Origin of the sequence: Massilia sp. TWP1-3-3 (genome assembly GCF_049897805.1) — a bacterium.
Lineage (GTDB): Bacteria > Pseudomonadota > Gammaproteobacteria > Burkholderiales > Burkholderiaceae_D > Telluria_A.
On the sequence record NZ_JAFCWX010000028.1, the window covers coordinates 23699 to 37628 of the forward strand.

The window sequence follows — 13930 nt, forward strand, 5'->3', positions numbered from 1 at the left end:
AGCAGCACCCGCAACCGGCTCTTAGCGCCGGTTGCGGGATGCTGCGTCCTCATTCACCTCGACGATGCCCGCCGTGTCCACTTATACTGACCTCAGCTTCATGAGCACCGACGGCCTGTCGCTGTATGCACGCGACTACGCCTCGCACGGGGGCCAAGCCAGGCTGCCCGTCATCTGCATCCATGGCTTGACGCGCAATTCGTCGGACTTCGACGAGCTGGCGCCCTGGATCGCCGGCCTTGGACGGCGCGTGATCGCCGTCGATGTGCGCGGCCGCGGCAAGTCCGCGCGCGACCCAGATCCCAGCCACTACAACCCCGCCACCTACGCCGGCGACGTCATCAAGCTGGCGCACGACCTTGGCATCGCCCGCGCCGTCTTCGTGGGCACCTCGATGGGTGGCCTGATCACCATGACGCTGGCGTTGCGCCGCCTTCCCCTGATTGCCGCCGCCGTCCTGAACGACGTTGGCCCCATCATCTCCCCCAAGGGCTTGTCGCGCATTGCAGGCTACGCGGGCAAAGCGTGCGCGCCCGCCTCGTGGGACGAGGCCACCGATTACATCCGCGCCATCAACCTGCCCGCCTTTCCCGGCAATGACGACCAGGAATGGCAAAAATGGGCGCGCCGCGCGTTTGCCGAAAACGAGCAGGGCCAGCTGGTCCTGAGGTACGATCCGAATATCGCAGTCGCTCTGCAGACCGGCAAGCTGAAAAGCACTTCCTGGGCTGGCCGCGTCGCGTTCCGGCGCCTGGCGCACAATCGCCCGACGCTGCTGGTGCGCGGCGCCTTGTCCGACCTGATGGAAGAGAAAGAAGCCGGCTACATGCGCCGTGCGGCGCCCACCATGCTGTATGCCGAGGTGCCGGGCGTGGGCCACGCGCCAATGCTCACCGAGCCGCCGGCGCGCGAAGCAATACAACAATTTTTGTCGCAAGTAGATTAGACGCTCAGACGCGCATTTAGACGAACAATAAGCATTCAAGGAGACACGCATGAACAAGAGGACCACCCTAGCCGCAGCCATCCTGGCCGCCTTCGCCAGCACGCTGGCCGTTCCCGCCCTGGCCGCCGGACCGGACTTGAAAGTTGCCCTCATCGCCGGCAAGACCGGCGCACTGGAGGTGTACGCCAAGGAGACCGAAACGGGCTTCATGATGGGCCTTGAGTACCTCACCGGCGGCAAGATGGAAATCAATGGCCGCAAGCTCAAAGTCATCGTCAAGGACGACCAGAGCAAACCGGACCTTGCGCGCACGCTGCTGGCCGAAGCCTACGGCGACGACAAGGCCGACATCGCGGTGGGCACCACCTCGTCCGGCTCGGCCATCTCGATGCTGCCGGTGGCCCAGGAATACAAGAAAATCCTGATCGTCGAGCCGGCCGTGGCCGACGCCATCACCGGCGACAAGTGGAACCGCTACATCTTTCGCACCGCGCGCAGCTCGATGCAGGACGCCCTGGCCGCGTCCAGCACCCTGAAAAGCGGCAGCATCGCCTTTTTGGCGCAGGACTACGCCTTCGGCAAGGACGCGATCAAGGCCGCGCGCGAAGCGCTCGCTGCCACCGGCAGCAAGGCCACCATCGTGCACGAGGAATACGCGCCGGCCACCACCACCGACTTTACCGCGCAAGCCCAGCGCATCTTCAATGCACTCAAAGACAAGCCGCAGCCGCGCATCTTGCAAGTGATCTGGGCCGGAGCGCATCCGCTCAACAAGTTGGCCGACATGAAGCCTGAACGCTACGGCATCATCCTTTCGCCAGGCGGGAATATCCTGCCCGTGATGAAGACCTGGAAAAATTACGCCGGCACCCAGGGCACCATCTATTACTACTATGATTTCCCGAAAAACAAAATGAACGACTGGCTGGTGGCCGAGCACACCAAGCGCTTCAAGGCGCCGCCCGACATGTTCACCGCTGGCGGTTTTGTGGCGGCCAGCGCCGTCTACAACGCGCTGCTCAAGGCCAATTCGACCGATACCGAAAAGCTGATCACGACCATGGAAGGCATGGACTTCGAGACGCCCAAGGGAAAAATGACGTTCCGCAAACAGGACCACCAGGCGCTGCAGGCCATGTACCACTTCAAGTTCAAGAAGGACCAGAAAAACGAATGGGACTTGCTCGAACTGGTGCGCGAAATTCCGGCCAGCGAACTGCCGCTGCCGGTCAAGAACAAGCGCTAACGGGTCAGTCAGAGCAATGAGCCAACCTTCCCTGTCCACGCGCGAGCTGACCATCCGCTTTGGCGGCCATGTGGCGGTCAACCAGGTCAGCGCCGATTTTTACCCCGGCACGCTGACCGTCATCGTCGGCCCCAACGGCGCCGGCAAGACCACCTACTTCAACCTGATGTCGGGCCAGCTGCCGCCCAGTTCCGGCAAGGTGTTCTTGAATGGCGTCGACGTCACCAGCCAGGGCGCCGCCAAGCGCACCCGGGCCGGCATCGGCCGCGCCTTCCAGCTCACCAACCTGTTCCCGCACCTGACGGTGATGGAAAACGTGCGCCTGGCCGTGCAAAGCCGCGCCGGCATCGGCCTGAACCTGTTCTCGGTATGGTTTGGCCACACCGAACTGATTGAACGCGCCCAGCACTACCTCGAGCGCGTGTCGCTGGCCGATCGGCGCGACGCGCGCGTGGCGGCCCTGTCGCACGGCGACAAGCGCAAGCTTGAAGTGGCGATCCTGCTCGCGCTCGAACCGTCGATCATGATGTTCGACGAACCGACCGCCGGCATGAGCGTGGACGAAGTGCCGGTGGTGCTGGACCTGATCCACGCCGTCAAGGCCGAAGGCAACAAGACCATCCTGCTGGTCGAACACAAGATGGACGTGGTGCGCTCGCTGGCCGACCGCATCATCGTCCTGCACAACGGCACCCTGGTCGCGGACGGCAATCCGGCCGCAGTGATGGCCTCGCCCATCGTCCAGGAAGCCTACCTGGGAACACCTGAACATGCCTGAACCGATACTCCAATTGTCCGGCGTGCACACGCACATCGGCGAATACCATATTTTGCAGGGCGTCGACCTGGTCGTGCCGCGCGGCGGCCTGTCGGTCCTGCTGGGCCGCAACGGCGCCGGCAAGACCACCACGCTGCGCACCATCATGGGCTTGTGGAAGGCTAGCGCTGGCAGCGTCAAGTTCGACGGGCGCGAGATCTCCGCCTTGAGCACGCCCGACATCGCGCAGGCCGGCATCGCTTACGTGCCCGAATCGATGGCCGTGTTCTCGGACCTGACCGTGCGCGAGAACCTGCTGCTGGCCGCCCGCAGCGGCCCGCTTGACGACACGCGCGTGGAATGGATCTTCGGGTTCTTCCCCGCCTTGAGAAAATTCTGGCATTACCCGGCCGGCAATCTGTCGGGCGGCCAGAAGCAGATGGTGGCGATCGCCCGCGCCATCGTCGAGCCGCGCAAGCTGATTCTGATCGACGAGCCGACCAAGGGCCTGGCGCCGGCCATCATCCAGAGCCTGATCGCCGCGTTTCGCGAACTGAAGGAAACCGACACCACCATCTTGCTGGTCGAGCAGAATTTCAGCTTCGTCAAGTCGCTCGGCGACACCGTATCGGTGATGGATGACGGGCGCGTTGTGCACGCCGGATCGATGCACGAACTGGCCGGCGACCAGGACCTGCAACAGCGCCTGCTCGGGCTCGCGCTCGACTCGCACCAATAAGCGTATATATAAAGCGTAGAAAGACCGATGCCGTGACCATGCAAACTCCCCCTACCGTCGCGCGCGTGCTGCCGCCCACCGCCGCGCCCGCCGACACCGTCCTGGCCGCCGCCCCGCGCGACATTGCGCCGTTGCTGCTGGTGCCGATCCTGATGCTCGCCATGCTGCCGCTGGTGGGCAGCCTGCCCACCTGGATCACGCTCACCGTCGCCGGCCTGGCGATGGGCATGATGATCTTTATCATGGCCAGCGGCCTGACGCTGGTGTTTGGCCTGATGGACGTGCTCAATTTCGGCCACGGCGCCTTTGTCTCGGTCGGCGCCTATGCCGCGACCATGGTCCTGATCCCGATGCACGGGTGGATGGAGGCCGACTCGCTGCTGATGAACCTGGGCGTGCTGGCACTGGCCATCACTGTTGCGATGGTGGTCACGGCGCTCTTGGGATGGGCCTTCGAGCGCATCATCATCGAGCCGGTGTACGGCCAGCACTTGAAGCAGATCCTGATCACCATGGGCGGCATGATCGTTGCCGAACAGTTGATCAACGTGATCTGGGGCGCCGAACAGATTCCGCTGCCCTTGCCCACCGCGCTGCGTGGCGCGATCGTGCTGGGCGACGCGGCCATCGAAAAATACCGGCTGGTGGCGGTCGTCGTCGGTCTGGTGGTGTTTGCCGTGATGTTCCTGGTCCTGAACCGCACCAAGATTGGCCTGTTGATCCGCGCCGGCGTCGAGAACCGCGAAATGGTCGAAGCGATGGGCTACCGCATCCGGCGCCTGTTCATCGCCGTGTTTGCAGCAGGTTCCGCGTTGGCTGGTCTGGGCGGCGTGATGTGGGGCCTGTACAAGGAGTCGCTCACGGCCTCGATGGGCGGCGAAATGATGGTGATGATTTTTGTGGTAATCATCATCGGCGGCCTGGGGTCGGTGGGCGGCTGCTTCATTGGCGCGATGCTGATGGCGCTGGTGGCCAACTATGCCGGTTTTTTGGCGCCCAAATTTGCGCTGGTGTCCAACATCGCGCTGATGATCACGATTTTGCTCTGGCGTCCCGCCGGCATGTATTCCAACCTGCGCCGCTAAGAAAGATCGACCATGTTCAACCGCATCCTCTCAGGCGACATGCCGCGCAGCCGTACCTTGTCGGCGGCATTGCTGCTCATTTTTCTTGGACTGGCGCTTGCGCCCTTCATTACCAGCGGCGCGCGGCCGTTAAGCACGGCGGCCACCATCTGCGTCTACATCGTGCTGGTGGCCTCGTATGACCTGCTGCTGGGGTACACCGGCATCGTCTCGTTCGCCCATACGATGTTTTTCGGGATCGGCGCCTATGGCGTCGGGCTGGGCTTGTCGAGCGTGGAACAGCCGACGTGGACGGCGGTGTTTGTTGGCCTGCTCGCGGCGCTGGCCCTGGTGCTGGTCCTGGCGCTGGTGGTGGGCCTGTTTGCGCTGCGAGTCAAGGCGATCTTTTACGCCATGATCACGCTGGCTGTCGCCTCTTCCTTTGCGGTGCTCGCCTCGCAGCTGTCGGACTTTACGGGCGGCGAAGACGGCAAGACTTTCAGCGTGCCGGACTTGCTCTCGCCCGGCTTCCAGCTGATGGAGGGCGACCTGTTCGGCCGTGCGCTCGACGGCAAGCTGATCACCTATTACATCGTGTTCATCGGCTGCCTGCTGCTGTTCCTGTTCTTGCTAAGGCTGGTCAATTCGCCGTTCGGTCGCGTGCTGCAGGCGATCCGCGAAAATGAATTCCGGGCCGAGGCGCTGGGGTACAACACGGTGCTGTACCGGATCTGGGCCAACTGCCTGGCGGCGATCGTGGCGGCGCTGGCCGGGGCGCTGTTTGCGCTTTGGCTGCGCTATGTGGGGCCCAAGCCGATGCTGGGCTTTGAAGTGATGACCGATATTTTGCTGATCGTGGTCATTGGCGGGATGGGGACCATGTATGGCGCGGTGATCGGGGCGACGCTGTTCATCATCGCGCAAAATTACCTGAAGTCGTTGATGGCCGAGGGCTCCAGTGCGCTGGAGGCCATTCCCATGCTGGCGCAGGCGTTTCATCCAGACCGCTGGATGCTGTGGCTGGGGGTGTTGTTTGTGCTGTCGATTTACTTCTTCCCGCTCGGGATTGTGGGCAAGCTGCGGATGCTCAAGAGCGCCCCTCGCAAGCGGTAGCGCCACCCCACACATCGTCCCCGCGTGCGCGAGGACGATGTAGTGGTACTGCGATGTGGTGGTGCTGCGGATAGAAATAGTTCAAAAAAAAGCTGGGCGCGCGAGCGGCCAGCTTTTTTTATCACGCCGCGTCGAAACTTACGCCGCTTCAGCCTTGTTGAAAGCCGCGACGCCATTCACGATTTCGGCCTTCGCCTCGTCCGGACCATACCAGCCGTCGATCTTGACCCATTTGCCCGGCTCCAGATCCTTGTAATGCTCAAAGAAATGCTGGATGCGCTGCAGGTGCAGGTCGTTGATGTCTTCCGGCTTTTGCCAGTGCTTGTAGATCGGCAGGATCTTGTCGACCGGGACCGCGAGAATCTTGGCGTCGCCGCCCGCTTCGTCTTCCATCTTCAAAATACCGATCACGCGGCAACGCACCACCACGCCAGGAATCAGCGGAAACGGGGTAATCACCAGTACGTCGCACGGGTCGCCATCGTCCGACAGCGTGTTCGGCACGTAGCCGTAGTTGCACGGATAGTGCATCGCCGTTGCCATGAAGCGGTCGACAAAAATCGCACCCGACTCTTTGTCCACTTCATACTTGATCGGATCGGCATTCATCGGAATTTCAATGATGACGTTGAAATCGTTTGGCACGTCGCGGCCGGATGAGACTTTATTCAAACTCATGGGTTGTCCTTGGATGCTAGATTGACAGATGGCGTGATTATAACGAATTTTCGTGAAAAATTGGTGCGCCGCAGCAACGCGGCCACCCGTTTACAGGATGCTGGCCAGCGCGCACTGGCGGAAGTGGGCATTCGCCTCCTCCTGCTGCCCCAGCGCTTCATGCATCTGCGCCAGCTTCAGATGCGCCTCGCGCACCATGCGCGGCTCGGTCGCGTCCGACAAGGCTTGCTCCAGGTAACGCTGGGCCTTGCCCCACAGTTTTTGTTTCAAGCATAAGGAACCGAGCGTCAATGCCAGTTCAGCGTCATTCGGGCGCTGGCGGATCCAGGTTTCGCAATGTTCAATCTGGGCCAGCAGCGAGGCCGAACCGGCCGCTCCGGCCGCATCACGGTAGGCCCGCACCACGCGGTCGTCCCATTCGGCGCGCAAGGCTTCTTCGGCGGTGGCGCGCGCTTCCTCGTGCAGACCGCGCGCATTCAGCGCGGCGGCGGCGCGCGCGGCGATGTAGGGTTTCACGCGGTCGGCCGTGGGCACGGTCGACCAGACGCGCTGGATCGATTCGGCGTCATGTGCGCCGTCCGACAGCATCGCCTCGTACGCCAGTTCGCGCAGGCGCGACGAGAGCGCCGGATGCAGCGCCTTGTGCTTGTCGAGCGAGCGCACCAGGCGCAGCACTTCGGGCCAGTTCTTGGCCTGCTGGTGCGCCTTCATCGACCATTGCAGCGCATGGATATGGCGCTGGCCGCTGGCGTTCAGTTCGGCCACCGCGTCAAGCGCCGCTTCCGGCTGATGGTCGTCCACCAGCAATTCGGTGGTGGTCATCAGGCGCGCCGTTTTGAGCGACGTGTCGTTGACCACCCCGGCCAGCCAGTTGTCGCGCCGGCTCGACTGGCGCATGCGGTGCGCGGCGCGCGCGCCGATCAGCGCGGCCAAGCCCGCGTTTTCGGGCAGTTCCCGCGCCCGCATGGCCGCTTTTTCGGCATGCCCGAAGCGCCCTTCGAACAGCGCCTTCAAGGCGTCGCGCAAGCCCTTGTTGCCGTCGCGTTCGCGCTTGCGCTGGCGGTACGCGGCCACCTTGGTCGGCATGGCAAGCGTGGCGCGCACGGCGCGCAGCACGTAATAGAGCAGCATGAACAGCGCCGCCGTCAGCACCACGAACAAGTTGAGCGACATGTCGATCCGGTGCGGCGGATAAAACAGCACCACGTTGCCAGGATTGTATTCGGCCGTCACCGCCAGCGAGATCGCAGCGGCCATCAAGACCACCAACCAGATGAGTACACGCATGGCTTAGGGCTTCGACTTGTAGTTGCGGACAGCGTTCAGGCTGTCGGCCAGCGACGGCATATCGATCGCCACGTTGTTGGCCTCCGCCTGGCGCAGCATTGCCTGGGCCGACTGCGGGGCTGCGGCGCGCATGTCAAAATACCTGGTCAGCGCATCCTGGGCGGCCGCCATGTCGGTGCGAAAAGCCGCTTCATTGCGCGACATGAGCGCCAGGCGCGCGTTCAGCAAGCGCAGCTTGAGGTTTTCGCGCAGGAAGTAAGCTTGCTCGGGCGAGACCATCAGCGCTTCCGGATGATCCACCTTGCGCACCCTGATCAGCTGGCGCATTTCGGTCCACATTTCGTGCGTCCACGCCTGCCAGGTAGCTTGGGCGCGGCCAAAATACGTGTCGGTCGGCGCCGCCGCGACGGCCGGCGCAATCTCCTTGCCTTGCTTGTCGAATTTTTTCGGCTTGACGGCGGGCGCCGGCAAGGCCGGCTTTGCGTCCGACAGCATCGGCAGCGTGTCGACCTGCGCGATGACGGTGTCGATGCGCAGCGCCACGCCGATCAGGTCGAGCGAAGGGAGCGCCTTGAGCTTGTCGGTATCCTTGGCGATGGCGCGCCGGATCGTGATGAATTGCGGCTTGTCGGAACGGGCCAGCGAGCGGTCGGCGTTTTGCAGCGCGATCAAGGCGCCTTGCACGTTGCCGGCCAACTGCAGCTGCTGGCTCGCGGTCGAAAGCACCTGTTCGATTTCGGCCAGGGCCCAGTCGTCGCGGCTTTTCGACAGGTCCTGATACAGCTGTTCGAGCGCCAGTTGCTGGCTTTGCGCCTCGACCTGGCGGTTTTCCAGCAGCGTGACCTTGGCCTGCAAATCCTTGGCCAGTTCCTGCACCGAGCGTACCGTGGCCGCCGTTTCGGCATTCGCCACTTCGCCCTTTTGCAAGCTCTTGGCCATGTCCAGGCGCAGCCGCTGGAATTTGCTCTGGGTCGACCAGGCCAGCGCGGCGAGCAGGATGGCGAGCACGATCACCGTCATTTTCAGCGGGCTTTGCAAAATCTGGGACACCGTCAGTCCAACCTGGCCCGGCGGCGCAGGTGCGGCAGATGCAGCAGGCGCGGATAAACTTGGCGCCGCAGCGGCGAGACCGGCGGCATGGTCAACGCCGCGCTCTGCGTCTGAGTGAGGTAAGGTAGGCAAATCGTTCATGGTCGTGATTGTAACGCGGCAAGCACACGTTCGTCGCCTGATCCACAGAGCGTAATGCGGGTCAGCCCCAGCATGGCGGCCGTTTCGGCAATCCGGGCGTGCGGAATGATCAAGTTCTGCTGTTGCATTTTTGACACAGCTAGCGGCGAGTCCAGCTCCCCGACCAGCGCCAGCAAGCCGCGCAGGGCTTCCGAGCTGGTGATGATCCAGTCATGCGGGCGCTCGAGCAAGTGCAGCAGGCGCGCGCGCAAGGGCGCGGTCAGCTGCGGCACGCTGCGGCGGTAGGCGGCCACGGTGGTGACGACGGCGCCGGCAGCGCGCAAGCCGTCGGCCATCAGCTCGCGCCCGCTCTCGCCGCGCACGATCAGCACCTGCCGACCCTTGAGCGCGGCCAGGTCGAGCGAGTGCAGCAGGTTTTCAGAGTCGCTGCGGGCCGGGTCGAGCGGGCTGACAATGGTGGCGTTGGCGTCGGTGAGGCCATGGCGCGCCAACGCGGCGCGGCTGCCCTCCCCCAGCACCGCCAGCGTCACCTGGGGCGGCCAATGGTCGATGTGGGCAAAGGCGGCGTCGATCGCGTTGGGCGAGACGAAGGCGACCATTGCATAGCGCGCCAGATCGGCCAGCGTGGCGACCAGCGTGGACTGGTCGGCCAGCGGAAAAATCTCCAGCAGCGGCAGCACTTCCACTTCGCGCCCCAATGCGGCCACCTGCTGCGCCAGCGCGTCGGCCTGCGCGCGCGGGCGGGTGATGACGACGGGATCAGGCATCGGCAGCATCGGCAGCATCGGCAGCATCGGCCTCGGCCTTGCACTGGGCCAGGATCGCATTCGCATCCTGGTCGGCCAACAGCTTCGATACTTGCTCGCCCAGGTATTCGGGCAGATTGGCCGGGCCGCTGCCTTCCGCGCTGGCCATCCGCGTGCCGTCGGGCGTGGCGACCATGGCGCGCAAACGCATGGTGTCGCCGTCGATGGTGGCAAAGGCGGCCAGCGGAATCTGGCAGCTGCCGCCGAACACCTTGGACACCTTGCGCTCGGCGGCCACCGCCTGCGCCGTGGCTAGGTGGTTCAGGGGCGCGAGCAGCGCGCGCAAGTCGATGCCGTCGCTGCGCTCAAGCGCGATTTCAATGGCCATGGCGCCCTGGCCGGCGGCCGGCAAACTGTCATGCGGGTCGAGCAGCGTGCGGATGCGCTCGGGCAGGCCCAGGCGCTTGAGGCCGGCGGCGGCGAGGATAATGGCCGCGTAGTCGCCGCGGTCGAGCTTGGCCAGGCGCGTGTCCAGGTTGCCGCGCAGCGGCTTGATCACTAGCTTGGGAAAGCGCACCGCGATCAGCGCCTGGCGGCGCAGGCTGCTGGTGCCGACAATGGCGCCGTCGGGCAGCTCGGCCAGGCTGGCGTAGTCGTTCGAGACGAATGCGTCGCGCGGATCTTCGCGTTCCAGCACGGCGGCCAGGGCAAAGCCGTCGGGCAGGTCCATCGGCACATCCTTGAGCGAATGGACCGCCAGGTCGGCGCGTCCTTCGGCCATCGCCACTTCGAGTTCCTTGACGAACAAGCCCTTGCCGCCCACCTTGGACAGGGCGCGGTCGAGGATCTGGTCACCCCGGGTTGTCATGCCGAGGATCTCAATTGTGCACTGAGGATATAATAGTGCTAAACGATCGCGCACATGCTCCGCCTGCCACATGGCAAGGCGGCTCTCGCGCGAGGCGATGACGAGCTTGGCGGGGTGAGCAGGGGTTGGGTGCGCTGTAGCGCGCTCCTGCGCAACGGGCATGCCCTGCGAGGCAGGCTTGCCTTGCTCGTTAACGTCGGGCTGCTGCGGTGGGATACCACTAGTTTCAGTTGCTTTCAAAACGGATTCTTTCACTGTCGTTAAACCGTAACTGCGGAAGCGATCGTTACCGGCGCCTGCATAAGATCACAAATTTTATCATGCGCCCCCTTTGCAGAACCTGGCCATAAGCCTTTGCACCAACATTTCACTCTGGTCCAACATGGTAAATCAAGCTGCTGCCCAAGAAACATCCCCGGTCCTGGACAAGGACGCCCCGCTCAAAGAAGATATCCGCCTGCTCGGGCGCCTGCTCGGCGACGTGCTGCGCGACCAGGAAGGTGAAGATGTCTTCAATGTCGTCGAAACGATCCGCCAGACCGCGGTGCGGTTCAGGCGCGAGTCCGACGCCCAGGCTGGCGAAGAGCTGACAGCGCTGCTGCACAAGCTCACGCGCAACCAGACCATTTCGGTAGTGCGCGCGTTCTCGTATTTTTCGCACCTGGCCAACATCGCCGAAGACCAGCACCACATCCGCCGCCGCCGCGCCCACCTGCTGGCAGGCTCCAAGCCGCAACAGGGCAGCGTCAGCTTCGCGCTCTCCAAACTCAAGCAGGCGGGCGTGAGCGGCGACACCGTGCGCACTTTCTTTGCCGATGCCCTGATCGCCCCGGTTCTGACGGCCCACCCGACCGAAGTGCAGCGCAAGTCCATTCTCGACGCCGAGCATGACATCGCGCGCCTGCTGGCCGAACGCGACCTGCCGCTCACTCCCAAGGAACGGGTGGCCAACACCGCGCTGCTGCACGCGCGCGTGTCCACGCTGTGGCAAACGCGCATGCTGCGCTACTCGAAGCTGACGGTGGCCGACGAAATCGACAACGCCCTGTCGTACTATCGCATTACGTTCCTGCGCGAGCTGCCGGGCCTGTATGACGACATCGAAGAAGAAATCGGCGCCCACTATCCGGGCGAAGCGACCAGCCTGGGCGACGCCGCCTATGTCCAGATGGGCAGCTGGATCGGCGGCGACCGTGACGGCAACCCCAACGTGAATGCCGGAACCATGAAGCACGCGCTGGTGCGCCAGGCCACGACGATCCTCGATTTTTACCTGGAAGAAGTGCACGCGCTGGGCGCCGAGCTGTCGATTTCGACCTTGATGGTCGGCGCCAGCCCTGCCCTGCAGGCGCTGGCCGACGCCTCGCCCGACCATTCGCCGCACCGAAGCGACGAGCCGTACCGGCGCGCCCTGATCGGCATTTATGCGCGCCTGGCCGCCACCACGCGCATGCTGGGCGCAACCAACATCTTGCGCAAGGAAGTGGGCAACGCCGCGCCCTATGCACAGGCCTCCGAGTTTTCGGCCGACCTGACAGTGCTGGCCGATTCGCTCGCCGCCAACCATGGCGCGCTGCTGGTCAAGCCGCGCCTGTCGACGATGCAGCGCGCGGCCGGCATTTTCGGCTTTCACTTAGCCTCGCTCGACATGCGCCAGACTTCCGACGTGCACGAGCGCGTGCTGGCCGAGCTGTTTGCCAGCGCCGGCGTGGAAGCGGACTACGGCAAGCTGTCCGAGGCCGACAAAGTCACGCTGCTGCTGGCCGAACTGGCGCAGCCACGCCTGCTGTATTCGCCATATACCGAGTACAGCGACGAAGCCGATTCCGAACTCGCCATTTTGCGCTCCGCGCGCGAAATCCGCGACCGCTACGGCGCGCGCGCGATCCGCAACTACATCATCTCACACACCGAAGAAGTGTCCGACCTGCTGGAAGTGCTGCTGCTGCAAAAAGAGACGGGCCTGCTGCGCACCAAGTCGAATGACCTCGACGCGATGGTCATTCCACTGTTCGAAACCATCCCCGACCTGCAGCGCGCGGCCGGCATCATGGCCGAATGGATGGCGATTCCGCTGGTGAAGGAACTGATCGCCAAACAGGGGCAGCTGCAGGAAGTCATGCTGGGCTACTCGGACTCGAACAAGGACGGCGGCTTTTTAACGTCGAACTGGGAGCTGTACAAGGCCGAGATCCACCTGGTGAAAGTGTTCAAGGATGCGGGCGTGAAGATCCGCCTGTTCCATGGCCGCGGCGGCACCGTGGGCCGCGGCGGAGGACCGAGCTACGAGGCGATCCTGGCGCAGCCGCCGGGCACCGTCAACGGGCAGATCCGCCTGACCGAGCAGGGCGAAATCATCGCGTCCAAGTTTTCGAATGCCGAGATCGGGCGCCGCAACCTCGAACTGCTGGTCGCCGCCACGCTCGAAGCGTCGCTCACACCGCTCGCCGGCGAAGGCAAAAAAGCCGAGCGCCTGGCCGGCTTCGAGGCCATCATGGCCGACCTGTCCGAGCGCGCCTACAAGGCTTACCGCAATCTGGTGTACGAGACGCCCGGCTTTACCGACTACTTTTTCTCGGCCACGCCGATTGCCGAAATCGCCGAACTCAATCTCGGTTCGCGTCCGGCGTCGCGCAAGTCGACCAAGCGCATCGAAGACTTGCGCGCCATTCCCTGGGGCTTTTCGTGGGGCCAGTGCCGTTTGCTGCTGCCGGGCTGGTACGGCTTTGGTTCGGCCATCAACGCGTGGCTGGAAGAAGGCGACCGCGAACAAAAAATCGCAACGCTGCAAGCCATGTTCAAGGGATGGCCATTCTTTGCCACGCTGCTGTCGAACATGGACATGGTGCTGGCCAAGACCGATCTGGCCATCGCTTCGCGCTACGCGGAACTGGTGGCCGATGTGGCGCTGCGCGAGCGTATTTTCAAGCGCATCGCGGCCGAGCACGGGAACACGCTCACCTGCCTGGAAACGATCACCGGCGCGCATGAGCGGCTGGCGGGTAATCCGCTGTTGGCGCGCTCCATCCAGAACCGGTTTGCCTATCTCGACCCGCTGAACCACCTGCAAGTTGAGCTGATTCACCGGCACCGCGCCGTGGCCGGAGACCCGGCGCAGATCGACGAGCGCGTCCATCGCGGCATTCATTTGTCGATCAATGGCGTGGCGGCGGGCTTGCGCAATACCGGTTAGACGTATGCATCGGAAATGTCTATTGTTGAAACAATTGGAGAGACTTCCCAACTTTTTTCTATGTAAAATGGACCTCGGATAGTAAACAGGGTGCGATACCCT

Annotated in this window: 12 protein-coding genes; 7 read left to right on the top strand and 5 right to left on the bottom strand. The window is 63.6% G+C overall.

What is annotated here, in order from left to right:
• Positions 1-64 precede the first annotated feature (64 nt).
• Genes ACP7D4_RS22020 through ACP7D4_RS22045 form a run of 6 tightly spaced genes read left to right on the top strand, consistent with a single transcriptional unit; the run spans position 65 to position 5865 of the window.
• Positions 65-946 (top strand): alpha/beta fold hydrolase, encoded by an 882-nt coding sequence (locus ACP7D4_RS22020; protein ID WP_426211335.1) that lies wholly within the window; start codon positions 65-67, stop codon positions 944-946.
• A 49-nt stretch (positions 947-995) separates the two neighbouring features.
• Complete coding sequence (locus ACP7D4_RS22025; protein ID WP_426106732.1) at positions 996-2192, top strand: substrate-binding domain-containing protein; 1197 nt, start codon at positions 996-998, stop codon at positions 2190-2192.
• Positions 2193-2208: 16 nt separating this feature from the next.
• Positions 2209-2970 (top strand): ABC transporter ATP-binding protein, encoded by a 762-nt coding sequence (locus tag ACP7D4_RS22030; RefSeq protein ID WP_426211337.1) that lies wholly within the window; start codon positions 2209-2211, stop codon positions 2968-2970.
• Positions 2963-3688 (top strand): ABC transporter ATP-binding protein, encoded by a 726-nt coding sequence (locus ACP7D4_RS22035; RefSeq protein ID WP_426211339.1) that lies wholly within the window; start codon positions 2963-2965, stop codon positions 3686-3688. Before ACP7D4_RS22030 ends, ACP7D4_RS22035 begins: the two co-directional genes overlap by 8 nt.
• 38 nt (positions 3689-3726) lie before the next feature.
• Entirely contained in the window at positions 3727-4773 is a 1047-nt protein-coding gene (locus ACP7D4_RS22040) for a branched-chain amino acid ABC transporter permease (protein ID WP_426211341.1), read from the top strand.
• 12 nt (positions 4774-4785) lie between these two features.
• Complete coding sequence (locus ACP7D4_RS22045) at positions 4786-5865, top strand: branched-chain amino acid ABC transporter permease (RefSeq protein WP_426211342.1); 1080 nt, start codon at positions 4786-4788, stop codon at positions 5863-5865.
• 138 nt (positions 5866-6003) lie between these two features.
• Here ACP7D4_RS22045 and ppa read toward each other — a convergent pair whose 3' ends face one another.
• From ppa to hemC, 5 genes are all read right to left on the bottom strand, one after another.
• The gene (gene ppa / locus ACP7D4_RS22050) at positions 6004-6543 is read right to left on the bottom strand and encodes an inorganic diphosphatase (RefSeq protein WP_426106725.1); all 540 of its coding nucleotides are present in this window, start codon (positions 6541-6543) and stop codon (positions 6004-6006) included.
• Positions 6544-6633: 90 nt separating this feature from the next.
• Positions 6634-7830, bottom strand: coding sequence for a heme biosynthesis protein HemY (locus tag ACP7D4_RS22055; protein WP_426106723.1), 1197 nt, complete (start codon positions 7828-7830; stop codon positions 6634-6636).
• A 3-nt stretch (positions 7831-7833) separates the two neighbouring features.
• Positions 7834-9021 carry a uroporphyrinogen-III C-methyltransferase gene (locus tag ACP7D4_RS22060; RefSeq protein ID WP_426211343.1) on the bottom strand — a complete coding sequence of 396 codons (1188 nt, stop codon included), beginning with the start codon at positions 9019-9021 and terminating at the stop codon, positions 7834-7836.
• Positions 9018-9788: a uroporphyrinogen-III synthase gene (locus ACP7D4_RS22065; RefSeq protein ID WP_426106749.1), complete on the bottom strand. Its 771-nt coding sequence runs from the start codon at positions 9786-9788 to the stop codon at positions 9018-9020. The genes ACP7D4_RS22060 and ACP7D4_RS22065 overlap by 4 nt, the downstream gene beginning before the upstream one ends.
• Positions 9781-10797 carry a hydroxymethylbilane synthase gene (hemC, locus tag ACP7D4_RS22070; protein ID WP_426106748.1) on the bottom strand — a complete coding sequence of 339 codons (1017 nt, stop codon included), beginning with the start codon at positions 10795-10797 and terminating at the stop codon, positions 9781-9783. The genes ACP7D4_RS22065 and hemC overlap by 8 nt, the downstream gene beginning before the upstream one ends.
• 220 nt (positions 10798-11017) lie before the next feature.
• On the opposite strand from hemC, the gene ppc reads away from it, so the two are divergent.
• Complete coding sequence (gene ppc / locus ACP7D4_RS22075; protein WP_426211345.1) at positions 11018-13828, top strand: phosphoenolpyruvate carboxylase; 2811 nt, start codon at positions 11018-11020, stop codon at positions 13826-13828.
• The last annotated feature ends 102 nt before the right edge of the window (positions 13829-13930 follow it).

Bases quoted from the DNA above. Each gene is read 5' to 3' on its own strand.
- ACP7D4_RS22020 (WP_426211335.1), top strand. From the start codon at position 65: ATGCCCGCCGTGTCCACTTATACTGACCTCAGCTTCATGAGCACCGAC.
- ACP7D4_RS22025 (WP_426106732.1), top strand. From the start codon at position 996: ATGAACAAGAGGACCACCCTAGCCGCAGCCATCCTGGCCGCCTTCGCC.
- ACP7D4_RS22030 (WP_426211337.1), top strand. From the start codon at position 2,209: ATGAGCCAACCTTCCCTGTCCACGCGCGAGCTGACCATCCGCTTTGGC.
- ACP7D4_RS22035 (WP_426211339.1), top strand. From the start codon at position 2,963: ATGCCTGAACCGATACTCCAATTGTCCGGCGTGCACACGCACATCGGC.
- ACP7D4_RS22040 (WP_426211341.1), top strand. From the start codon at position 3,727: ATGCAAACTCCCCCTACCGTCGCGCGCGTGCTGCCGCCCACCGCCGCG.
- ACP7D4_RS22045 (WP_426211342.1), top strand. From the start codon at position 4,786: ATGTTCAACCGCATCCTCTCAGGCGACATGCCGCGCAGCCGTACCTTG.
- ppa (WP_426106725.1), bottom strand. From the start codon at position 6,543: ATGAGTTTGAATAAAGTCTCATCCGGCCGCGACGTGCCAAACGATTTC.
- ACP7D4_RS22055 (WP_426106723.1), bottom strand. From the start codon at position 7,830: ATGCGTGTACTCATCTGGTTGGTGGTCTTGATGGCCGCTGCGATCTCG.
- ACP7D4_RS22060 (WP_426211343.1), bottom strand. From the start codon at position 9,021: ATGAACGATTTGCCTACCTTACCTCACTCAGACGCAGAGCGCGGCGTT.
- ACP7D4_RS22065 (WP_426106749.1), bottom strand. From the start codon at position 9,788: ATGCCTGATCCCGTCGTCATCACCCGCCCGCGCGCGCAGGCCGACGCG.
- hemC (WP_426106748.1), bottom strand. From the start codon at position 10,797: ATGCCCGTTGCGCAGGAGCGCGCTACAGCGCACCCAACCCCTGCTCAC.
- ppc (WP_426211345.1), top strand. From the start codon at position 11,018: ATGGTAAATCAAGCTGCTGCCCAAGAAACATCCCCGGTCCTGGACAAG.